A 23547-nucleotide genomic window follows, 5' to 3' on the forward strand; every position below is an offset into this window, starting at 1 on the left:
TTTGAATGAACTATGATACTTGATAAGCGAAGTTCGCCATTTTAAACCAAAAGGCAATACATAAGCTTAAGTAGTTTTAGATATATTACCTAAAAACTATAGTGTTAATACCTATGAACTGTTGTATGCAATCGCTACAACATTTAATAATTTATGATTTCAGTCTTTCTATAATCATTGAAGAAAAAAAGTTAACTCCAGAGGCTATACTATTTTCATCAACCGCAAAATTTGGCGAATGTGGCATGGAAATTATACCTTTTTCAAAATTAGATGCTCCCATTAAAAAATAGACTCCCGGAATTTCACGTTGAAATAATGAGAAATCATCACCACGGCCATCTGGTATAGCTCCGTAAAGAGGAAGAACATGTTCATTTCCGTAAATTTTACCAATTGAAGCCATTGCTGATGAGGTTAATTGAGCATCATTAAGAACTAATGAGGTTTCATAATAAAAAGCACCATTAATAAATTGATCTGCGTAGTCAGAGGCTTTAAATGTCTTTTTTATTTCGCTTAAAAGTATGTCTAGCTGAGTTTCTTTTTCTGCACTTAGGTAGGCTCTTATCGAAATTTCGTCATCATTTTCTTTAACCGCAATATTAGTGTTAACAGTAACATAGCCTTTAAAAATGGTATTAGGATTACCTAGTCCAATATTAGGGTCTAATAAATTTCTATTATCCCAGAATTTACTGTCAGCTGAAACATTCTGAAGGTTTAAAAGTAAATCTTTTGTATAGTTAATCAGCTCTGTGTTATTCTCAACGTTTTTAAAAGTAAGTTCAATTCCCTTATAATCCGCATATGGGTTTCTTGCCTTGGTGCTAATCATCCCTTCAGACATTGGTGCAATATGTAATGCATAGATTTCGTCTGGACTTATTATATTTAGTAAGCCATCATTTAACATAGCTTTTGCTCCCTCCCAATTTTCCTCTGCTGGCTGAAAAATAAAATAAATGGTTCCTGTTAGGTTTTCTTTTAAACTTGTTAATACATTTGCTATCCCAAGCCCAATAGTGGTATGCACATCGTGTCCGCAAATATGTCTTACTCCTTCATTTTTTGAAGAAAAGTCAACAACATCAAGATGGTCAGAAGCTAGTGCATCAATATCAGCTCTCCATGCAATCCCTTTACCTTTTTTGTTTGTTCTTAAAATTCCAACAACACCATAACCTCCAACACCTGTATGTACTTCTAATCCTAATGACTTAAGATAAGTTGCTATTTTAGTTGAAGTCCGTTTTTCTTGCTCAGCTAATTCAGGATAGGTATGAAAATCTCTTCTGATGCTCACCAAGCTATCAAAGATAAGTTCAGTACGTGTCTTAACTTTTTCATGAATATTGCTATCTACTGTTTTGCTTTGCGCAAATATTAAGGAAGGTAGATAAGCTAACTGTATAACAAGTACTATTTTGATAAGTTTTTTAATTGATGTCATTTTTACAATATTTTAAATTACACTGTAAAATTGCAAATCAATAATGAAGTGAACCTGACACATTTGTGACAATTTTACTTTTTAGCAATTTTTTTTCGTATTCTACTTAATGATTGTCTTTCAATACCTAAGTAAGAGGCTAAATGAGTTAAGCTTATTCTATTAATAATATCAGGATTGTCATGTATGAAGTTTAAATACCTTTGCTCGGCATTTTCAAACAAAAAACTTTCCACTCTATCAGTTTGCACTGTCAAAACATACTCCGCAATTAACCTTCCATACATTTCATTGTTTTTAAATTTTTTGTATCCTTCTTGTATATCTTGGTAAGACAATTCAATAATTACGGATGGTTCAAGGCACTCCATGTAATATTTTGTTGGTTTTTGCCTTATAAATGCAGGATAATCCGTTGCATATTCATTTTCCTTAACAAAGCCAGTTGTTATTTTGTTACCTTTTTCATTGATGTAGTATCTTCTTAATAAGCCTTTACACACATAACCCATATGTTTTTGAACTTCCCCTCTTTTTAAAAAAAAGTCCTTTTTACCTAGTTCTTTAATCTCTAACTGTGAGCGTAAAATCTCTAACTCCTCTAAGCTTAAATGAGTAAATAGTTTGAGATAAGAATCATAATATGTTTTGAATTTCTCTTTCAAAAATCGAAGTTTATTTTAGCTTATCATTTACTTTAAGATATAATTCCGTTCTCATTAAATTATAGATATGTATAGTAATTTTTAACTAAACACAATTTCTCATATACTTAAATAAACTTCTCTAAATCCATATCAATAATCCCACCATGGCTCGCATGCGCCACCACTACTCCATTTCGTATCACCAAAAGTTGTGGAGACTCGTGCATCACCTGGAACTTGTAACCCACTTCGTTAGACACCTCTCTATAACTCAGCAAATCCAAATAATACAAATCGGTATTTAAGTCCAAATCATAGGCAGCTACAAACTGGTTCATCACCATTCTGCTAATCCCACAACGCGTAGAGTGCTTAAAAATAAGCTGCGTTTTCCCTTTAGATTTCTCTTCAATAATATCCAATTGGTCTATGCTGTTCAAAGCAATCCAAGGCAGTATTTTTTCTTCTTTAGGCTCAGATGAGCCAAACAATTTTTTAAACATTTTAAATCTATTTTTTAATGTCAGTTCGAGTGAAATGCGCAGCATTATGTATCGAGAACCTCCATGACCTCAAAACCACATTATAGCAATCTCAAACATAAAGTTCATCCGTATCTACTTCGGGTCTAATTCAGGTTTAAGTCGAGTTTAAAGCGTATCAATCTTGGGTCATACCCAGATATAACCACAACTAATCACAGACAAAAAGTCACTACAATACTAATAAAACCAGTCATTTTGTCGTTTTTGTCTTACCAAACATAAATGGTAAGATAATTGCCTAAAGGTAATCAAACAGAATAATAAATTAAAACAATAAAGGTGTCATTCAGAGCGTAAGCGAAGAATCCTTCAACAGATTGCCACGTCCTACGTCCTCGCAATGACACTAAAACAAAATACTATATGAACTTTAATAATTATACCATAAAATCGCAAGAAGCCATACAGCAAGCACAACAGCTTGCACAAGGCTTTGGTCATCAACAAATAGAAAACGAGCACATATTCAAAGCGCTATTCGAAGTTGATGAAAACGTACTACCATTCATCCTTAAAAAGCTGAATGTTAATGTGTCTTTATTACAACAAATATTAGACAAAGAACTACAGAGTTTTGCTAAAGTCTCTGGTGCAGAGCTAATGATTTCCAGAGAAGCAAGTAAAGCCCTCAACGAAGCATCGATCATCGCCAAAAAGATGAATGATGACTACGTATCTATTGAGCATTTAATCTTGGCAATATTTAAGTCTAACAGTAAAATCGCCCAGATTTTAAAAGACCAAGGCGTTACAGAAAAAGGACTCAACTCAGCCATTGAGGAACTGCGTAAAGGAGATAGAGTAACGTCTCAAAGTCAAGAGGAAACCTATAACTCTTTAAATAAATACGCTAAAAACCTTAACCAATTAGCACAAGATGGTAAGCTAGATCCAGTTATTGGTAGAGATGAAGAGATTCGTAGAATACTTCAAATCCTATCACGACGTACCAAAAACAATCCTATCTTGGTTGGTGAACCTGGTACTGGTAAAACTGCCATTGCAGAAGGTTTAGCACATCGTATCATAGATGGTGACGTTCCTGAGAACCTTAAAGACAAGCAAATCTTTGCTTTGGATATGGGAGCATTAATTGCTGGCGCGAAATATAAAGGTGAGTTTGAAGAGCGACTTAAAGCCGTTATTAAAGAAGTAACCACTAGCGAAGGTGATATCGTCCTATTCATTGACGAAATCCACACCCTTGTTGGCGCAGGTGGTGGCCAAGGTGCAATGGATGCTGCAAACATCCTTAAACCTGCTTTAGCACGTGGCGAACTGAGAGCTATTGGTGCCACTACGCTAGATGAGTACCAAAAGTACTTCGAGCAAGACAAAGCATTAGAAAGACGTTTCCAAAAGGTAACGGTAAATGAGCCAGATACAGAGAGTGCCATTTCCATCCTTCGTGGTATTAAAGAAAAGTATGAAGCACATCACAAAGTGCGTATCAAGGATGAAGCTATTATTGGTGCTGTAGAGTTATCAAACCGATACATTACCAATCGTTTCTTACCAGACAAGGCGATTGACCTTATGGATGAAGCAGCTTCTAAATTACGTATGGAAATAAACTCTAAACCAGAGGAATTGGATGTCCTGGACCGTAAGATTATGCAGCTTGAAATTGAGCACGAAGCTATAAAACGTGAAAAGGACGAAACCAAATTAAAAGCCTTAAAAGCTGAATTGGCTAATCTTAAAGAAGAACGTAACGAGCTTAATGCCAAATGGAAGTCTGAAAAAGAAACAGTTGAAAACGTTCAAAACATAAAGCAAGAAATAGAAAACTATAAGCTTGAAGCTGAACGAGCAGAGCGTGAAGGTGATTATGGTAAGGTTGCAGAAATCCGTTACGGAAAGATAAAAGAAGCCACAGAAAAGCTTGAAGCGTATCAAAAACAACTGGCAGAACAACAAGAAACAGCCTTAATTAAAGAGGAAGTTACTTATGAAGATGTCGCTGATGTTGTTGCCAAATGGACAGGAATTCCTGTAACCAAAATGATACAAAGTGAGCGCGAAAAGCTTTTAAAACTTGAAGACGAATTACATAAGCGTGTGGTCGGCCAAGAAGAAGCCATTGAAGCCGTGAGTGATGCTGTGCGTCGTTCTAGAGCTGGTTTACAAAACCCAAATAGACCAATAGGATCATTCTTATTCTTAGGTACAACAGGTGTTGGTAAAACAGAATTAGCAAAAGCACTAGCAGAATACTTGTTTGATGATGAAAATGCCATGACGCGTATCGATATGAGTGAATATCAAGAGCGTCATGCGGTGAGTAGATTAGTTGGTGCGCCTCCAGGATACGTTGGCTATGATGAAGGTGGGCAATTAACCGAAGCTGTAAGACGTAAGCCTTATTCAGTAGTATTGCTAGATGAGATTGAAAAAGCGCATCCAGATACCTTTAACATCTTATTACAAGTATTGGATGAAGGACGTTTAACAGATAACAAAGGTCGTATTGCAGATTTCAAAAACACCATTATCATCATGACCTCTAATATGGGAAGCCATATCATCCAAGAACGTTTTGAAGCTACAAAAGATATTCCATCTGCGATGGAAGCTGCCAAAGTAGACGTTTTAGGTTTGTTGAAACAAAGTGTAAGACCAGAGTTCTTAAACCGTATTGATGATGTCATCATGTTTACACCTTTAACCAAGGAAGACATTGTTTCTATTGTAGACCTTCAATTGAAAGGCATTACAAAAATGATTGCTCATCAAGGTATCACTTTTGATGCTACTCCAGAAGCGAAAGCTTATTTGGCAGAAAAAGGATACAATCCAGAATATGGTGCAAGACCAGTAAAAAGAGTCATACAGAAAGAAGTATTAAATCAATTGAGTAAAGAAATATTAGCTGGCAAAGTAACTACAGATAGTATAATTCTTCTTGATGAGTTTGACGGACAATTGGTTTTTAGAAATCAAGGAGATTTAGTGGTTGAAGAATTGTAATATCTGTAACAATTTTCAACGCAAACAGTCTTTATAATGATTGGTTGGTAAAAGCAACACAAATTTTGAGCAATTAAAAGGCGTGTTGCTTTTTTATGTTGTTTTTTTTGAGTACATTAATATGATAATTCTGTGTGTAAATAAAATCAATTTGTTATGGGAATATTTAAGTACTATGACATTGGTCACGCTGAGGTTTTTGTTTTTGACGACTTTCTCATTAAACAAGTAAAAGAAGGAGTAATCATTGATTTGAAAGAAACCGATGCCTTGAAAGAAGTTTTGGAAGAAAACTTTAAAGGTAGAAATGTAGCTTATATTTCTAATCGCATGACCTCTTATTCTGTTAACCCTTTGGTTTACAAGGAAATTGAAAACATCTCAAATTTAGTTGCGATTGCAATTATTCCCAACAATCACTTAAAAAAGTCTAATGCGGAATACGAAAAGCAATTCTTTAAAAAACCCTTTGGTGTTTTTGATTCTCTTGATGAAGCCATTAAATGGGTGCATCACATCATCTCTAAGGAAAATTCTGAAATCCCTGTTTAGTACTTTTTTCCTTAGACCAACCCTAAAGATTTAATTAAAAGCAAAAAAGAGTCTCATTCTGAGACTCTTTTTCAATTACTATGAAAATTAAAGTTGGTTTAAAACTTCATACCAACCCCTAAACCAATGATTAATGGATCTATATCAACCTCAACAGGCAAAGTAGCATCTCCTAAATCAACATCTACGTCTGTCGATAGAAATAATTTTTTGATATCTAAGTTTAAAAACCATTTATCGTTTAAATTATAATCTAAACCAGCTTGTAATGAGAAACCAAAAGAATTCTCATAATCCATACCAGCGACATCACCTTCATCAACACCATAGAAGAATGTATAATTTACACCTGCACCTACATAAGGTTTAAAATTATCTGCAAAGAAGTGATACTGTAAGTTTAAAGTTGGAGGTAATGACCAAACATGTCCCAAATCTGTGCCTTCAACATCTACATTGTGTTTTGTTGTTCCCAAAATAAGTTCTGCAGCAATGTTTTTGGTAAAGAAATATGTAAAATCTAATTCAGGAACAAAAGATGTACTTATGTCTACATCTGCACCATCTATATCATCACTAGGTGATGGAATTACAGAAATAAGCCTAAATCTAGCTTGCCATTTATTATAATCTCCTGTTGATTGTTCTTCTTGAGCTTTAACACTAAACGTAAAACCGATTGCTAGTACAAATAATAGTATTTTTTTCATGATATAATTAAGTTATTTATTTCCGTCAAAAATAAACGTCTCAAATACCATAAATACTGATAAAAATCAGGTTTTAAACCACTATTTTTAATTAAAAAAGCACATTTTAAGTCTTACTTTTTTTGTTAGTCTATCTTATTTAAAATGAGTCCATTTAAAAAGTTATTAACAATAAATCGATGAAATGCATAATAAAATTAAAAATGCAGAGTTACTTTTTAACGAAGAAATCATTAATTTTGTCGAGCTATTAATTCCAACATAACTTAAATTCTATTAAGACTTGTTATAGAATTCCCTCAATTTCTGGGAGTTACTATGGCTGATAATTTTTATAACCCTATTTTAAAGATATATAATGGAATTAAACCAGTATTTGGACCACACTTTATTAAGTGCCTCTGCCTCTGAATCAGACATATTAAAACTGTGTGAAGAAGCTATTAAATATAATTTTTACTCCGTATGTGTTAACAGCTGTTATGTACCCATAGCAAAACAAGCTTTGGGCAGATCTAATGTTAAGATTTGTACCGTTGTAGGATTTCCTTTGGGAGCGATGTCTACAGAAGCTAAAGTCTATGAAGCTAAAAAAGCTATTGAGCAAGGAGCTAGCGAGATTGATATGGTAATAAACATTGGCCGTATGAAAAGCCAAAACCATGTTGCCGTTTTAAAAGATATTACCGACGTAAAACAAGCCATTGGTCTTACTCCTCTAAAAGTAATTTTAGAAATCAGTGAGCTTTCTAAAAATGAAATTGTAAAAGCATGTGAAATCTGTATTGATGCTAAAGCCGATTTTGTAAAGACCTCAACAGGTTTTTCTAAAAGTGGTGCGACGCTAACTGCAGTAAAGATTATGCGTAAAACCGTAAGAGACCATTTGAAAATAAAAGCTTCTGGTGGTATTAGAGATGCAGAAACTGCATTAAAATATATTGATGTTGGTGTGGATAGAATAGGAACTTCATCAGGTGTTGCAATGATGGAAGATTTACCATCTTATTCGTCTTATTAATTATTCTTTATATGTAAATTTACGGCATGAGTGTACACATTGGTGCCAAGAAAGGCGATATAGCAGAAACTATTTTATTACCTGGAGATCCATTACGAGCTAAATGGATAGCTGAAACTTTTTTTGAAAACCCTATTTGCTTCAATGAAGTAAGAGGCATGTATGGTTATACAGGTACATATAATGGGAAACCCATTTCAACCATGGGAACAGGAATGGGTATTCCTAGTATATCAATTTATGCCAATGAGCTTATTAAAGATTTTGGTGTAAAAAATCTTATTAGAGTTGGTAGCGCAGGATCATATCAAAAGAATGTAAAAATCAGAGATGTTGTCTTAGCTATGGCTGCCTCTTCTACATCTGGTGTTAACGAACTTCGATTTGGTGGTGCAGACTATGCTCCTACTGCAAATTTCGATTTGTTTATCAAAGCTGTTGAAGCTGCAAAGGCTAAGAATATTCCTATTCAAGCTGGTAATGTATTATCTTCTGATGAGTTTTATGAAGACGATATGGAGTCCTATAAAAAATGGTCTAAGTTTGGTGTACTTTGTGTTGAAATGGAAGCTGCTGGCTTGTATACCGTAGCTGCAAAACACAATGTTAATGCTTTGGCAATTCTAACCATTTCAGATTCTTTGGTTACTGGTGAAAAAACAACCAGTAAGGAAAGAGAGACTACATTTAGAAATATGATAGAGATTGCATTAGAGCTCGCCTAGTTTTAACATTTTTTGATGCAACCTTTTCAATTTTTTACGTCTTACTAATATGATCAAAGACTAAACTATTATGAAATTAAAGTACTTGTTCCTACCTTTTCTGCTATTTCTTTTAACCAACTGCTCTAAAGATGACGATAATTCAAGTAATGATTTAATCGTTGGTAAATGGCAACTCGATAAAATTATTCTTAATGGTTTTGCAGGTCAAACAGAAACTTTATACAATCCCGAAGATGTTATTTATAAATTTTATTCAAATGGAACCTTAGAAATTATAAGTAACATTTCAGATATTAATTCTGAAACAATGAATTATTCTATAGAATTGGATTGTTTGAATTCAAATTGTGACAATAATGATCAGATGTATGAATTTTTATTCTTAAATGGTAATAAAAACGAATTTTGGATTGAGGAAAATACTCTTAGTTTTGGCACAGCTTATGTCGATGGTTCTACTTTTGTTTTAAGTCATTTGCAATAGACATTTAACACTCTTTTAAAGATAAATTGATTTTTTATAGCCTATTTTTGAGAGGTTTAACAAATCATCTTTCAAAATGAAATCTCTGTTCTTTAGTCTGCTATTTTTACTTTCATTCAACATTTTTGCTCAGGAAACACCTGAAAAAGAACAGAAAGTCACGACCTACTATCTCATTCGGCATGCAGAAAAAGATCGTACAGACAAGTCTAATAAAAATCCTGACTTAACAGAAGCTGGACATAAAAGAGCCAGAAATTGGGCAACCTATTTTAAAGATATTGAGTTTGACGCTGTATATTCAACAGATTATAACCGAACTAAACAAACCGTTTTACCAACAGCTGAATCTAATAATTTAGATATAGAAATTTACAACCCTTTTACCATCAAAATCGATAGCTTTTTGATGAAAACAAAAGGAAAAACAGTTCTCATTGTTGGCCACAGCAACACTATCCCTAAATTTGTAAATCAACTAATTGGCGAAGAAAAATATAAAGACATAGCTGATGATAATAATGCTAATCTTTATATCGTAAAAATTAAAGAAGGTAAAGCTATATCTGAATTAAAAGTTATTGAATAATTTTAACTTTTACATTTTCCAATTCTATTTTAGATAATAGTTCTAGTTGGTTTTGTTCAAAAGCTTTTACTAAGTCTTCTAGTCGAATAGATTTATTTTCAGATTTAAAATTATTGTAGTCTACAAAACGTAAGTCATCAATAAAGCGTTCGTTATAAGCTTCCCTAAAACGCATTCCAATACCACTATCTTCTTTGTATGAATATGCTAGATAATCAACTTTAAAAGTTTTCTGGTTAACCCAATACACAAATACATCATCAAAGTCTTCTCCGCCTCCATCTTCACTAAAGGTCACTTTAATTTTATAATAGCGCTTTCCATTTATGGTGTCTTCACCAAATAACGATTTATTTACAGCCTTATCATTCAAGCCATAAGGTAAAACCGAAAAATAATGTACAGAATTTACAGATGCTGAGTATCTAGGCACCATTGAATCTTCAACCGCAGTTATGTTCTCGTTCACCAATCTTTCAAATCCATTATTACTCAAGATATCAACAATTGTATCATTATCTTTTGTGAATTTTCTTTTAAGCTGAAACTTACCGTTATTTCGCTTTGCCGAATAGAACATATCCCTAAAATCAAAACTAATAATAGACTTATCAAATTTTGATCCTCCTGAAACTTCAATAGATTTATCAACGATTTCATTGGCTGTTAAGTCTTCAACATTAGAGCTCTTAGTATTTTCTTTACAAGCCACTAAACTTAAACTCACTACTAAAACTAAAATATATTTCATGTCAATTCTTTAAGTGAAACTGTCGTAAAATTAAAAGTTTGTTTACACACCTTCTTAACTTTTTACTTATTACTTTTAACTTCAAACTATATCGATTACCTTTGCGGACTATGCAAAAAACAGTTAACATACTTAATAAGAAGGCCAAATTTCAGTACGAAATATTAGATAAATACACGGCTGGAATTGTACTTACTGGCACTGAAATAAAATCCATCAGAGCGAGCAAGGCTTCTATTGCAGAAAGTTTTTGCGAGTTCAATGAGCACGGTGAACTGTTTGTTATTAACATGACCATTCAAGAATATATTTTCGGAAATTATTACAACCATAAACCAAAAGCTGAGCGCAAACTTCTTCTTAATAAGCGCGAACTAAAAAAACTCGAAAAGGAGGTTAACATCAAAGGAAATGCAATAATTCCGACACGTCTTTTTATTAATGATAGAGGCCTTGCCAAACTTGAAATTGCGCTGGCAAAAGGTAAAAAATTGTTTGACAAAAGAGAGGTTATCAAAGACCGTGACAACAAGCGAAACCTAGACCGTATTAAGAAAAGTTTTTAATAACTTTAAGATTGCTATAACTTTAGGCATTGAGATTTTAGTCTATGTTTGAAACATTATAGGCAACCATTCGTCAAAGAATTGCGTCTATACAAATACAAACCATCAATCAATACACTATGCTAAAAAAACTACTTTGCCTTACATTCATTTCTTTATTTTATTTTTCATCAGCTCAAATTGTAGGTACTGTTAAAAGTACCAAGGGAGAACCGCTTCCATTTGTAAACATCCTTATAGAAAACACCTATAAAGGAACTACCAGTAATGACGACGGTTATTACGAGCTTAACATTACCAAGCCAGATACCTACACTATTGTTTACACGTATCTTGGTTATAAAACCGTAAAAAAGAAAGTTGCTGTAAGTGATTTTCCTTATGTTATCAATGTAAATTTAGAAGAAGAATCAGTTTCTTTAGGCGAAGTTGTGGTTAGTGCAGAGGACAATCCTGCAAATGCCATTATGCGACAAGCTATAGCTAAACGAAAAGAAAATCTTGAAAAAATAGAATCCTTCAAAGCAGATTTCTATTCAAGAGGTTTAATCCGAATTAAAGATGCGCCCGAAAAAATACTCGGCCAAGAAGTTGGGGACTTAGGCGGAGGATTAGACTCTACCAGAAGTGGTATTATTTATTTATCCGAAACCATTTCTAAAATTCAGTTTTTACAACCCGATAAACTAAAAGAGAAAATCACAGCATCTAAAGTTAGTGGTGATGATAACGGCTTTAGCTTTAATAGCGCTTTGGATGTCGATTACAATTTTTATAATAATACGGTTGAATTTGGTAATCAAATCGTTTCTCCTATTGCGAATAACGCCTTTACCTATTACAAGTACAAGTTAGAAGGCATTTTTTATGATGATAGAGGTAATCTTATCAATAAAATAAATGTAATACCAAAACGAAAGAACGATCCTGTTTTTTCTGGTTCAATTTATATTGTTGAAGATCAGTGGACCATTTACGCACTAGAATTAGATATTACAGGTGTGCAAGCTCGTATTCCTGCCGCAGACTTAATTACGTTGAAACAAAGTTTTTCCTATTCTGAAAAAGATAATATTTGGCCAATTATCTCACAAAGTATAGACTTTAAGTATGGTATTTTTGGTATAAAAGGAGATGGACGTTTTACGGCTGTTTATAGCAATTATGAATTCAATTTACCTTTAACACGAAAGGATTTTGGTAGAGAATTGGTTGCTTTTGAAAATGAAGCGAACAAGAAAGATTCGCTATACTGGGAAAGCATTAGACCTGTACCTTTAACAAAAGAAGAGCGAACAGATTATACAAAGAAAGACAGTATACAGATTGTAAAAGAATCGAAACCTTATTTAGATTCTATAGACCGCGTCAATAACAAATTTAAACTAGGTGATATCTTAGGCTACACCTATCAAAACTCGCATAAAGATTATCGTTTAGGGTTTAATATGCCGATTACTGGTGTCCGATTCAATACCGTTCAAGGTTATACGGCGAAAGCTAACGTATTTTACACAAAAAACTATGACGAGTACAAACGTTACTTTAATGCCAGTGCAAGCATTGAATATGGTTTTTCGGATGAACGATTAAGAGCTACTGGGTCTTTAAACTACAAGTTCAACAATACCTCTAGAGCTTTTCTTTCGCTTTCAGGCGGCGTGAGTGTTCAACAATTTAATCCTGCAGAGCCAATTTCACCATTAATCAACTCCGTGAGTACTTTGTTTTTTGAAGACAACTATATGAAACTTTACGACCGTAGTTTTCTTCAACTTAATTATTCCGAAGAATTATTCAACGGTTTTAGACTTTATGCTGGTTTAAGCTACGAAAGACGAAAAGCATTATTCAATACTACAGACCAAACATTCTACAATGATAAAGATGATGCCTATACAAGTAACAACCCGTTAGACGAAACAGCATTCGGTATTGCTCCTTTTGAAACTCATAATATTGTAAAAGCTAATGTTTCGGCTCAAATTAATTTTGCTCAAGAATATTTTAGCTATCCAGATAGTAAGTTTAATGTTGGTAATGAAGATTATCCAACTTTAGTGTTAAGCTACGAAAAAGGTTTAGGAGCTACTAATAGTGATTATAATTTTGATCAAATCAAAGCAAGACTATACCAAACCTTTAGTATTGCAGACAAAGGAAGATTTAGGTACAACATTAGAGCGGGAAAATTCTTTAATGCGGATGATATTGCTTTTATGGATTACCAACATTTTAACGGTAACCAAACTCATGTAAGCACCTCTGGCAGTTACACCAATGTGTTTAATAATTTAGATTATTATACTGCAAGCACTAATGATTCTTATTTAGAAGCACATGCAGAACATGACTTTAATGGTTTTTTACTTGGAAAAGTACCAGTATTGAATAAATTGAACTTCAATTTGGTTATCGGTGCGCACTTACTTTCTACTCCAGACATGAAACCTTACCAAGAATACACTATTGGTGTAGATAATATCGGTTGGGGAAAATGGAGATTTTTACGAGTAGATTATGTACGCTCTTACCAAAGCGGATTCCAAAGCGATGCTATTTTGTTTGGATTAAAATTCTTTTAAATTTACATAATTGTATTCCTGCTTGTCATACTGAGCTTGTCGAAGTGTAAGCAGGAGTCTAAAACTCTAGATATTTGCCAATTATGAAAAAACTACTATTAATTTTTACACTTATTTCGTTTAGCGTTTCTGCACAAGAAACCGAAAAAAAAGATTATTCTAAGAATGTAGCAACATTAGATAGTACTATTGAAAGTTTATATACTGTAATTTCTGGTGACAAAGGTTTTAAACGCGATTGGGCTTTATTCAAACATTTATTTCACAAAAAAGCAAAACTAATTCCAACGGGTAAAACTGAAAAAGGTGAAACAATTTCACGCTATATGACACCTGAAAGTTATATTGAAACCTCAGGCGAATGGTTAACACAAAATGGATTTCACGAAAGAGAAATTTATAGAACCGTTGAAACTTTTGGAAATATAACGCATGTATTTAGCACTTACGAATCTTACAGAACCAAAACGGACGACAAAGCTTTTATGCGAGGTATAAATAGTATTCAACTAATGTATGACGGTACGCGTTGGTGGATTATAAATATCTTTTGGTTACAAGAATCTAAGGAAAACCCAATTCCTGAAGCCTATTTACCTAAAGGTTAAATTAATTTTTATCCTCTAGAAGCGGTACAAATCGGAATTCGCCAAACTCATGTTTTTCGAATTCCTTTGCTCCTTTTCGAATAAACAACGTCATTGTTTGAACATCATCACCAACAGGAATTACTAAACGTCCTCCAATTTTTATTTGACTCATTAAAGGTTTAGGAACAAAAGGTGCACCTGCGGTAACAATTACACTATCAAAAGGTGCTTCTTCTGGTAAACCTTTATAGCCATCACCAAAAATTAGTTTTTTAGCTCTATAGCCTATTTTAGGTAAAAACTTAGACGTTTTTTTAAATAACTCTTGCTGACGTTCTATACTAAACACTTTTGCTCCAAGTTCTAGCAAAACAGCAGTTTGGTAACCACTACCTGTTCCAATCTCCAAAACTTTATGTCCTGGTTGAATCTGTAATAATTCCGATTGAAATGCAACAGTATAAGGCTGCGAAATGGTTTGATCTGCAGCAATAGGAAACGCTTTATCTACATAAGCATGGTCTATAAAACCAGAATCCATAAATAAATGCCTAGGGATTTTGCCAATGGCTTTTAAAACCTTTTCATTTGTTATGCCCTTTTTTATCAGTGTATCAACAAGTTGTTGACGCATGCCCTGATGCTTAAATGTATCTTTCAAAGTCTAGTTTAGTTTCAGGCTAAATTAATTCATAGAATTACAAGTTCAAAACCAGATTGTCAAACTTTATTAAATTAATAATTCCGCAGTATTTTATATTTTCTTTTTTAACTTTCTAAAGGAAAACGATTATTTTTGAAAAAAACAGAAAAACATGCTAAAAGCTGGTGTTCTAGGTGCTGGTCACCTTGGAAAAATTCATTTAAGACTTCTTAAACAATCCGAAAAATATGAGCTTGTAGGGTTTTATGATGCCGACCCTGAAAATGCAAAACGTGTAGTTGAAGAGTTTGATTATAAATACTTTGAAACTATTGATGAATTGATTGATGCTGTTGATGTTGTGGATATTGTAACTCCTACCCTTTCGCATTATGATTGTGCGAAACAAGCTATTAAAAAAGGAAAACACATTTTTATAGAAAAACCAATTACTAATACCGTAGAAGAAGCTGAAACTATTAGAACTTTAGTGGCAGAACATGGTGTTAAAGGACAAGTTGGTCATGTAGAGCGTTTTAATCCTGCGTTTATTGGAATAAAAGACAAATTGGAAAATCCAATGTTTATTGAAACCCATCGCTTGGCAGAATTTAATCCTCGTGGTACTGATGTTCCTGTAGTTTTGGATTTAATGATTCACGATATAGACATTATTCTAAGTGTCGTTAATTCACCTGTAAAACATGTTTCAGCAAGTGGAGTTTCAGTTGTCAGTGATACTCCAGATATTGCTAATGCACGTATAGAGTTTAAAAACGGTTGCGTTGCCAACTTAACAGCTAGTCGTATTTCGCTTAAAAATATGCGAAAAACACGTTTCTTTCAAAAGGACGCTTATATCTCTGTAGATTTCCTTGAGAAAAAATGCGAAGTGGTAAAAATGAAGGATGCTCCAGAAAATCCTGGTGATTTTGATATGATTCTTCAAAATGCAGAAGGTATCAAAAAACAAATCTATTTTGATAATCCTGAAATTACTTCAAACAATGCCATTTTAGATGAATTGGAAACCTTTGCAGATGCCATTAACAACAACACAAAACCAATTGTAACATTGCATGATGGTACAGAAGCTTTGCGTGTTGCAACCATGATTATTAATCAGTTTTAAGACTGAATTTAAGTGGTCATTGAGGCTCTCGAAATGACCATAATTTTAATTCTCCGTGACTTCGAGAGCCTCAGTCACCAAAAAATATTATGAAAAACATAGCAGTAATAGGCGCTGGTACTATGGGAAACGGAATTGCCCATACATTTGCGCAATCAGGATTTAAAGTAAAACTTATAGACATCAGTGAAGCGTCTCTAGAAAGAGGCTTGGCAACTATTTCTAAAAACTTAGACCGAATGGTCTCTAAGGAAAAGATTACCGAATCTGATAAAGAAAGTACCTTAAATAACATTTCAACTTTCACTAAAATTGAAGACGGAGTTAAAGATGTTGAACTTGTTGTAGAAGCTGCAACAGAAAATGTAGATTTAAAACTTAAAATCTTTAAGCAACTAGATGAAGTCTGTGGTAAAGACACTATTCTAGCTACAAACACGTCGTCTATATCTATTACACAGATAGCAGCAGTAACTTCTAGAGCTGAAAAGGTTATTGGTATGCACTTTATGAACCCTGTGCCAATTATGAAATTGGTAGAAATTATTAGAGGTTACAACACAAGTGACGAAGTTACTAATACCATTATGGAGTTATCTAAAACTTTAGGTAAAGTACCGACTGAGGTTAACGATTATCCTGGTTTTGTGGCTAACCGTATTTTAATGCCAATGCTTAACGAATCTATTGAAACACTTTACAACGGTGTCGCTGGAGTTGAAGAAATTGACACTGTAATGAAATTAGGTATGGCACACCCAATGGGTCCATTACAACTGGCCGATTTTATTGGCTTAGACGTTTGTCTTTCCATCTTAAATGTTATGTACGATGGATTTAAAAACCCTAAATATGCTCCTTGTCCTCTATTGGTAAATATGGTACAAGCTGGAAAACTTGGTGTAAAATCTGGTGAAGGTTTTTACGATTATTCTGAAAGCCGTAAAGCGGAAAAGGTTTCTAGACAATTTGCTAAATAGAAATTGTAAATAATTTAATGACTCGATTTTCCTTATGTATATTGACCCTATTGATATTCTTTTCATGTAAAAATGAAAAAGCTATTTCAATAGAAGGTTTCAGTAATACTGGAGAATACATGGATTATAGTCTAAAGATTGAATTTGGTCAGGATATTGATTATATAGAGTTATTTGATAAAAATCCCTCATACATTTCAAACGGTTTTGATTTCCCTGTTGGAAAGCCAAACGCAAGAGGCTATTACAATGCCCAAAAATTTCAAGAAAACAATCATTTAGGTGATGATTGGAATGGTAATGGCGGAGGCAATTCTGATTTAGGCGACCCAATATATGCAATTGGTAATGGCTATGTTAGCGTTGCTGAAGATTTGAAAGGTGGATGGGGAAATGTGGTCAGAGTTATTCATTTGTATGATGGAAAACTTTATGAATCATTATATGCACATTGTGATTCTTTATACGTAGATCAAAAGCAGTTTGTAAAAAAAGGTGAACAAATTGCAACTATAGGAAACTGTAATGGCGCATATTATGCACATCTTCATTTAGAAATTAGAGATGAGGTAGGTTTAGATATTGGTGGCGGTTATTCAACTAATACTGACGGTTATCTAGATCCTTCAGCTTTTATTGAAAAAAACAGATAGAAATTGGCAAAAATTATCCCATTCAAAGCAGTAAAACCTACAAGAGCCATGGTTGGTCTTGTGGCCTCACGTCCTTACCAAAGTTATACGCTGGAAGAACGTGAGTCTCGTATGGGCTATAATCCGTTTAGCTTTTTACATATTATAAACCCTGGTTATAAATACGATCAAGAAGTAACAGGAGAAGAACGTTACAAACTCGTCCGAAATAGATATCTGGAATTTAAGGAAGATGGTATTTTTGTTCAAGATGAAAAACCTTCGTTCTATGTGTATAAAATAGTTAATAGACATGGACAAGAATTCAATGGTATCATTGCTGCTACTAGTGCCGAAGATTATGAAAAAGACATTATAAAAAAACATGAAGATACCATTGCCAAACGGGAGCAAACTTTTAAAACCTATCTTCAAACCGTAGGTTTTAATGCTGAACCTGCTTTACTCACCTATCCAGATAATGCTGTAATTGCTTCAATTATTGAAGAAACTCAAAAAGGTTATGCTGAATTTGAGTTCACTATGACTTATAGAGATACCCATTACCTTTGGAAAGTTGATGATGAAGCTACCATAGCTATAATTCAAAAAGAATTTAAGGCTATGGAAACTATTTATATTGCGGACGGCCATCACAGGTCTTCATCGTCCTATTTACTTTATAAAGACGAAAAAGCGAAGAATCCAAACCATAATGGCAGTGAATCTTACAACTTCTTTATGTCTTATCTTATTCCTGAATCTGATTTAGTAATCTATGAATTTAATAGATTGGTTAAGGATTTAAATGGACTCACAAAAGAAGAATTCTTAATAAAGTTAGATGAATTCTACCGAATAGAGAACAGAGGAACGTTACCTTACCAACCATCAAAACCACATCATTTTAGTATGTATTTAGATGGTGAATTTTATTCCTTATATTTACGTAAAACACATTACAACTTTAAGACTGCGTTAGATCAATTAGATGCTCATCTGCTTTACAAAACCATTCTTCAACCTATTTTAGGTATTAACGATTTAAGAAACGATAGCAGAATTGAATACGTTAATGGTCGTCATGAAATGATTACCACAAAAAGTAGTGTTGATAGCGGAGCATTTTCCGTTGGATTCGGAATGTGTCCATCTAATGTAGAACAAATGAAACAAATCGCTGATGAAGGCTTAACAATGCCCCCAAAGAGCACTTACATTTTACCCAAATTACGAAGTGCCATCACGATTTACGAATATTGAAACTAATTTATTTCTGAAAAAGAAATAACAAAAGACCTAAGATTAATGAGTGTAAAAGATAATCTCAAACACATAAAATCTCAATTACCAGACCATGTTACTTTAGTTGCTGTTTCTAAAACCAAGCCTGTTTCTGAGCTTATGGAAGCCTATGATGCCGGACAACGTATTTTTGGTGAAAACAAAATCCAAGAAATGGCCGAAAAACATGAACAAATGCCTAAAGACATTCAATGGCACATGATTGGTCATGTACAAAGAAACAAGGTAAAATATATGGCTGAGTTTGTTAGCTTAATTCATGGTGTAGATAGTTTTAAGCTTTTAAAAGAAATTAACAAACAAGCCGAAAAGTACGATAGAGTTATCAATTGCTTGCTTCAAATAAAAATTGCTGAAGAGGATAGTAAATTTGGTATGTCTAAAAATGATGCCGCTTCTCTACTCCAATCTGATGAATTTGCAGCTTTAAAACACATAAAGATTGTTGGAGTTATGGGCATGGCAACATTTACTGATGATATGATGCAAATTATTAAAGAGTTTAATAATTTAAAATCTGCATTCGATAGCTTAAAAAGCTGGCAAACCGAAAACTGTCACTTAGAAACCGTTTCTATGGGAATGAGTGGTGACTACCAATGGGCTATTGAAAGCGGAAGTACCATGGTTAGAATAGGAAGCAGTATTTTTGGCCCTAGAAATTATCACTAAAATTAGTGTTTCAAAGCATTAACTTTTTTAATTTAGTACCTTATCTAAGCTTAGAGTTATATACGCAATACTAGACATAGAAACCACAGGTGGCAAGTACAACGAGGAAGGTATTACTGAGATTGCAATCTATAGATTTGACGGTCATAAGGTTACCGACCAATTTATTTCTTTAGTTAACCCTGAACGCGACATACAACCTTTCGTAGTTAATCTTACTGGCATCAATTCTAATATGCTTAGAAATGCACCAAAATTCTATGAAGTTGCAAAACGTATTGTAGAAATTACCGAAGATTGTATTCTTGTAGCTCATAATTCAGACTTTGATTATCGAATCCTTAAAACGGAATTTAAACGTCTTGGATTTCCCTTCAAAAGAAAAACACTTTGTACGGTAGAATTATCCAAACAGCTTATACCTGATATGGAATCTTACAGTTTAGGTAAATTAGCTAGAGCACTTGGCATTCCGGTAAGTGATAGACATAGAGCCAATGGCGATGCGCTTGCTACGGTAAAATTATTCAAAATGTTGTTGAATAAAGATACCGACAAATCCATAATTAAGAATGCCGTAAAAGTTGAGAAAAAATCTAAAATAGCTCCCAATCTTAGAGATATTATTAATGAACTGCCGAGCGAAACAGGAGTGTATTATATTCACGATGCTGATGGAAATATAATTTACATCGGAAAAAGTAACAACATTAAAAAACGCATTACGCAACACTTTACAAATACCAATTCAAAATCTAAAAAAATACAGCTTCAAGTCGCTTCTGTAACTTATGAAAAAACAGGCAGTGAATTAGTTGCCCTATTAAAAGAAAGTGAGGAAATAAAAACGAACAAACCAATACACAATCGAGCACTTAAACGTAGCAAGTTCACTCAGGGCCTTTATAGCTTTGTGGATTCTAAAGGTTATATCAATTTAAGAGTTTCTCAAATAAAAAAAGATGTGAAACCTATAACCACATTTACCAACAGACAAAGTGGTATTTCTTTTATGACACGAATGATTGAAACCTATGAACTCTGCTCAAAACTTTGTGGGTTAGAAAAAGGAGACTCAAGTTGTTTTAATTATGGCATCAAGGCTTGTCACGGAGCTTGTATAGAAGAAGAACATATTGAAACGTATAATAAACGAGTACTATCGGTAATTGAAACCAATTCTTATGATAACAAAGACATGATTCTCATTGATCGCGGAAGAGATATAGATGAAAAAAGTGTTATTTTAATTGAAGACGGCATTTTTAAAGGCATCGGCTTTTTTGACCTTAATCATCAAATAAACAATCGAGAAATTCTGTCGTCTTTAATCACACCAATGCAAAACAATAGAGACACACAGCATATTATTCAAAGTTACATGAGAAGGAATAAGCGATTGAAGGTTGTAGATTTAAAATAGCTTCTCTTTTTTACTTTTTGTATTTTTAAATATTGGAACAAGAAAATAAACATAACTGGCGCACCAGACTTCATGAAATAATTTATGAAGCAGATACTCCTGAAGGTAAGTTATTTGATGTTGTTCTTTTAATAGCAATATTAACAAGTATTGTTCTTGTGATGTTAGAAAGCATCAAACCATTTGATTTAAAGTATCACCAAGAAATAAATATAGCAGAATGGATTATCACCATCCTTTTTTCTATAGAATACATTGTTCGTATCATTTCCGTAAAAAAGCCTTTTAAGTATATTTTTAGTTTCTATGGTATTATAGATTTATTATCTACTGCACCTAAATATATTTCATTGTTTATAACAGGAACTCATGCGCTTATTGCCTTAAGAGCTTTAAGGTTATTACGTGTCTTTAGAATTTTGAAACTCGTAAGATATCTTGGTGCTTCAAACCATTTAGCTAATGCCATAAAAGCTAGCAGAGCTAAAATAGCAGTGTTCTTATTTGCAGTTCTTATTGCTTCTGTAATTTTCGGAACCATAATGTATATGGTTGAAGGTGAAGAAAACGGGTTTACAAATATCCCAAAAAGTGTGTATTGGTGTATTGTTACTATGACTACGGTTGGTTTTGGCGATATAGCCCCACAGACTGCTTTAGGACAATTTATAGCTGCTATAATTATGATTATTGGGTATGGTATTATTGCTGTACCAACAGGAATTGTTTCTGCAGAATATGCCAAAAACACCCCTCAAAAATTATTAGGCGAAGAGGTTAATAAAAAAAACACCCCTAACAAAGTACGCTTAAACACACAATCTTGTAGTAATTGCCTAGAAGACAAACATCAAGATAACTCAGAGTTTTGCCACAAATGTGGTTATAAATTACATCATGACTAAAAGCAACTCTCTTATTTCTATTGTTGGGCCAACAGCTATTGGTAAGACAGCGCTTAGCATAAAATTGGCTCAACATTTCAATACAGAAATTATATCTTCAGACTCACGTCAATTTTATAAAGAAATGAATATTGGCACGGCAGTACCTTCAGAAGAAGAACTTAGTGCTGCTCCGCATCATTTCATTCAGAACAAATCCATTACAGACTATTATAATGTTGGTGATTTTGAACGCGATGCCATAGAAAAACTCAATCAATTATTTAAGGTTAATTCTAAAGTTGTTATGGTTGGTGGTTCTGGTCTTTATGTTAAAGCCGTTACAAAAGGATTAGATAACTTTCCTGAAGTGGATAGCAGCATTAGAGAACGTTTAAATGAGCGATTTAAAAATGAAGGTTTACAGCCTTTACAGGAAGAATTACAAACTCTAGATGTAGCATCATACAATTCTATAGCCATAGATAATCCTCAACGTGTTATTAGAGCTTTAGAAATATGTATGGGAACAGGAAAGCCTTATTCTACTTTTCTAACAAATCCTGAGAAAAATCGCAACTTCAAAACCATCTCTATTGGTTTAGATGCAGAGCGCTCTATAATTTATGATAGAATTAACCAACGTGTAGATATAATGATTGAAAATGGGTTGTTAGATGAAGCTAAAAAGCTACTACCTTACAAAGACAATAATGCTCTAAACACTGTTGGTTACAAAGAATTATTTGAATATTTTGAAGGTAATTACACTCTAGATTTTGCAATTTCTGAAATTAAAAAGAATACCAGACGCTTTGCTAAAAGGCAGCTTACATGGTTTAGAAAAGATACTTCTATTAAATGGTTTGATTATAAAACCAACATTAACGAAATTATTGAATATATTGAATATGAGATATAAAAAAATCCAGTTCAAAAGAACTGGATTTTTCATTTATAAAGTTTCAACTTTTCTTATTTATTTACTACTAATCTAAAACCTTCACCGTGAATGTTTAAAATTTCAACATTTTCGTCTGGTTTTAGATACTTACGTAATTTGGCAATATAAACATCCATACTACGAGATGTAAAATAGTTATCGTCTCTCCAGATCTTAGTCAATGCTAATTCTCTTGGCATTAAATCATTTTCATGTAAAGCCAATAAACGTAACAATTCATTTTCTTTTGGTGATAACTTTGTTGGTTCACCTCCATCAAATTTTAAGAAACGAAGTTTTGAGTTTAAATCGAAACGACCGATTTTAAATTCAAATTGCTTGCTGTCAGCTATAGTGTCGGTAGCTTTGCGTTGCATTATTGCCTTTATTTTCATGAGTAATACCTCACTATCAAAAGGTTTATTTAAATAATCGTCTGCACCAACTTTGTACCCTTTAAGTACATCTTCTTTCATAGCTTTAGCCGTTAAGAATATAATTGGAACATCTTCGTTTTTTTCTCTAATTTCTTTTGCCAAGGTGAAACCATCTTTATAAGGCATCATGACATCCAGTATACAAAGATCATAATCGTCTTTTTTGAACTTTTCAAAACCCTCCATTCCATTTTTGGCATGGACAACGTCGTAATCGTTCATCATTAAATAATCTTTTAAAACTGTTCCAAAATTTGGATCGTCTTCTACCAAAAGAATTTTCTTGTTTTGCTCTTCCATAGTTT

24 protein-coding genes are annotated in these 23547 nt (G+C 33.3%); 17 read left to right on the forward strand and 7 right to left on the reverse strand.

Going from position 1 to position 23547, the window contains the following annotated elements; translation table 11 throughout:
• Positions 1–151 precede the first annotated feature (151 nt).
• The 3 genes from QGM60_RS14680 to ytxJ all read right to left on the reverse strand — a co-directional run bounded on the left by QGM60_RS14680 (position 152) and on the right by ytxJ (position 2603).
• Positions 152–1453: an amidohydrolase gene (locus tag QGM60_RS14680; protein WP_281141003.1), complete on the reverse strand. Its 1302-nt coding sequence runs from the start codon at positions 1451–1453 to the stop codon at positions 152–154.
• A gap of 74 nt (positions 1454–1527) precedes the next feature.
• Positions 1528–2118: a Crp/Fnr family transcriptional regulator gene (locus QGM60_RS14685; RefSeq protein WP_281141004.1), complete on the reverse strand. Its 591-nt coding sequence runs from the start codon at positions 2116–2118 to the stop codon at positions 1528–1530.
• Between the two features lie 107 nt (positions 2119–2225).
• The gene (gene ytxJ / locus QGM60_RS14690) at positions 2226–2603 is read right to left on the reverse strand and encodes a bacillithiol system redox-active protein YtxJ (protein ID WP_281141005.1); all 378 of its coding nucleotides are present in this window, start codon (positions 2601–2603) and stop codon (positions 2226–2228) included.
• A gap of 405 nt (positions 2604–3008) precedes the next feature.
• On the opposite strand from ytxJ, the gene clpB reads away from it, so the two are divergent.
• Positions 3009–5615 carry an ATP-dependent chaperone ClpB gene (clpB, locus tag QGM60_RS14695; RefSeq protein WP_281141006.1) on the forward strand — a complete coding sequence of 869 codons (2607 nt, stop codon included), beginning with the start codon at positions 3009–3011 and terminating at the stop codon, positions 5613–5615.
• A 156-nt stretch (positions 5616–5771) separates the two neighbouring features.
• On the forward strand, positions 5772–6167 hold the full coding sequence (locus tag QGM60_RS14700) for a hypothetical protein (RefSeq protein WP_281141007.1): 396 nt from the start codon (positions 5772–5774) through the stop codon (positions 6165–6167).
• Between the two features lie 98 nt (positions 6168–6265).
• On the opposite strand, the gene QGM60_RS14705 is transcribed toward QGM60_RS14700, so the two are convergent.
• On the reverse strand, positions 6266–6877 hold the full coding sequence (locus QGM60_RS14705; protein WP_281141008.1) for an OmpW family outer membrane protein: 612 nt from the start codon (positions 6875–6877) through the stop codon (positions 6266–6268).
• 358 nt (positions 6878–7235) lie between these two features.
• On the opposite strand from QGM60_RS14705, the gene deoC reads away from it, so the two are divergent.
• From deoC to QGM60_RS14725, 4 genes are all read left to right on the forward strand, one after another.
• Positions 7236–7898 carry a deoxyribose-phosphate aldolase gene (gene deoC, locus QGM60_RS14710; protein WP_281141009.1) on the forward strand — a complete coding sequence of 221 codons (663 nt, stop codon included), beginning with the start codon at positions 7236–7238 and terminating at the stop codon, positions 7896–7898.
• 26 nt (positions 7899–7924) lie between these two features.
• Positions 7925–8623: a purine-nucleoside phosphorylase gene (deoD, locus tag QGM60_RS14715; RefSeq protein WP_281141010.1), complete on the forward strand. Its 699-nt coding sequence runs from the start codon at positions 7925–7927 to the stop codon at positions 8621–8623.
• A gap of 70 nt (positions 8624–8693) precedes the next feature.
• On the forward strand, positions 8694–9110 hold the full coding sequence (locus QGM60_RS14720) for a hypothetical protein (RefSeq protein ID WP_281141011.1): 417 nt from the start codon (positions 8694–8696) through the stop codon (positions 9108–9110).
• Between the two features lie 76 nt (positions 9111–9186).
• A complete protein-coding gene (locus QGM60_RS14725; RefSeq protein WP_281141012.1) occupies positions 9187–9699 on the forward strand; it encodes a phosphoglycerate mutase family protein in 513 nt (170 codons plus the stop codon).
• Here QGM60_RS14725 and QGM60_RS14730 read toward each other — a convergent pair.
• On the reverse strand, positions 9689–10450 hold the full coding sequence (locus QGM60_RS14730) for a DUF6503 family protein (RefSeq protein ID WP_281141013.1): 762 nt from the start codon (positions 10448–10450) through the stop codon (positions 9689–9691). The two genes, QGM60_RS14725 and QGM60_RS14730, sit on opposite strands and share 11 nt — an antisense overlap.
• A 110-nt stretch (positions 10451–10560) precedes the next feature.
• Between QGM60_RS14730 and smpB the strand changes: the two genes are divergently transcribed.
• The 3 genes from smpB to QGM60_RS14745 all read left to right on the forward strand — a co-directional run bounded on the left by smpB (position 10561) and on the right by QGM60_RS14745 (position 14209).
• Entirely contained in the window at positions 10561–11016 is a 456-nt protein-coding gene (gene smpB / locus QGM60_RS14735) for an SsrA-binding protein SmpB (protein WP_281141014.1), read from the forward strand.
• Between the two features lie 119 nt (positions 11017–11135).
• Complete coding sequence (locus QGM60_RS14740; RefSeq protein ID WP_281141015.1) at positions 11136–13601, forward strand: DUF5686 and carboxypeptidase regulatory-like domain-containing protein; 2466 nt, start codon at positions 11136–11138, stop codon at positions 13599–13601.
• Between the two features lie 83 nt (positions 13602–13684).
• Positions 13685–14209, forward strand: a complete 525-nt coding sequence (locus tag QGM60_RS14745) for a hypothetical protein (protein WP_281141016.1) — start codon at positions 13685–13687, stop codon at positions 14207–14209.
• A gap of 1 nt (position 14210) precedes the next feature.
• Here QGM60_RS14745 and QGM60_RS14750 read toward each other — a convergent pair whose 3' ends face one another.
• Positions 14211–14852 (reverse strand): protein-L-isoaspartate(D-aspartate) O-methyltransferase, encoded by a 642-nt coding sequence (locus QGM60_RS14750; protein WP_281141017.1) that lies wholly within the window; start codon positions 14850–14852, stop codon positions 14211–14213.
• Between the two features lie 154 nt (positions 14853–15006).
• Between QGM60_RS14750 and QGM60_RS14755 the strand changes: the two genes are divergently transcribed.
• The 8 genes from QGM60_RS14755 to miaA all read left to right on the forward strand — a co-directional run bounded on the left by QGM60_RS14755 (position 15007) and on the right by miaA (position 22784).
• Positions 15007–15966 (forward strand): Gfo/Idh/MocA family oxidoreductase, encoded by a 960-nt coding sequence (locus tag QGM60_RS14755; RefSeq protein WP_281141018.1) that lies wholly within the window; start codon positions 15007–15009, stop codon positions 15964–15966.
• 89 nt (positions 15967–16055) lie between these two features.
• A complete protein-coding gene (locus QGM60_RS14760) occupies positions 16056–16946 on the forward strand; it encodes a 3-hydroxybutyryl-CoA dehydrogenase (protein ID WP_281141019.1) in 891 nt (296 codons plus the stop codon).
• A 17-nt stretch (positions 16947–16963) separates the two neighbouring features.
• Entirely contained in the window at positions 16964–17599 is a 636-nt protein-coding gene (locus QGM60_RS14765; protein ID WP_281141020.1) for a M23 family metallopeptidase, read from the forward strand.
• A gap of 3 nt (positions 17600–17602) precedes the next feature.
• A complete protein-coding gene (locus QGM60_RS14770; protein WP_281141021.1) occupies positions 17603–18841 on the forward strand; it encodes a DUF1015 domain-containing protein in 1239 nt (412 codons plus the stop codon).
• 45 nt (positions 18842–18886) lie between these two features.
• On the forward strand, positions 18887–19555 hold the full coding sequence (locus tag QGM60_RS14775; RefSeq protein ID WP_281141022.1) for a YggS family pyridoxal phosphate-dependent enzyme: 669 nt from the start codon (positions 18887–18889) through the stop codon (positions 19553–19555).
• Between the two features lie 58 nt (positions 19556–19613).
• Positions 19614–20978, forward strand: a complete 1365-nt coding sequence (locus tag QGM60_RS14780; protein WP_281141072.1) for an exonuclease domain-containing protein — start codon at positions 19614–19616, stop codon at positions 20976–20978.
• Between the two features lie 32 nt (positions 20979–21010).
• Positions 21011–21883: an ion transporter gene (locus QGM60_RS14785; protein ID WP_281141023.1), complete on the forward strand. Its 873-nt coding sequence runs from the start codon at positions 21011–21013 to the stop codon at positions 21881–21883.
• Positions 21876–22784 (forward strand): tRNA (adenosine(37)-N6)-dimethylallyltransferase MiaA, encoded by a 909-nt coding sequence (gene miaA / locus QGM60_RS14790; RefSeq protein WP_281141024.1) that lies wholly within the window; start codon positions 21876–21878, stop codon positions 22782–22784. The genes QGM60_RS14785 and miaA overlap by 8 nt, the downstream gene beginning before the upstream one ends.
• A gap of 53 nt (positions 22785–22837) precedes the next feature.
• On the opposite strand, the gene QGM60_RS14795 is transcribed toward miaA, so the two are convergent.
• On the reverse strand, positions 22838–23542 hold the full coding sequence (locus QGM60_RS14795; RefSeq protein WP_281141025.1) for a response regulator transcription factor: 705 nt from the start codon (positions 23540–23542) through the stop codon (positions 22838–22840).
• Positions 23543–23547: the final 5 nt, after the last annotated feature.

This window comes from Winogradskyella sp. SYSU M77433 (assembly GCF_029911945.1).
Lineage (GTDB): Bacteria > Bacteroidota > Bacteroidia > Flavobacteriales > Flavobacteriaceae > Winogradskyella.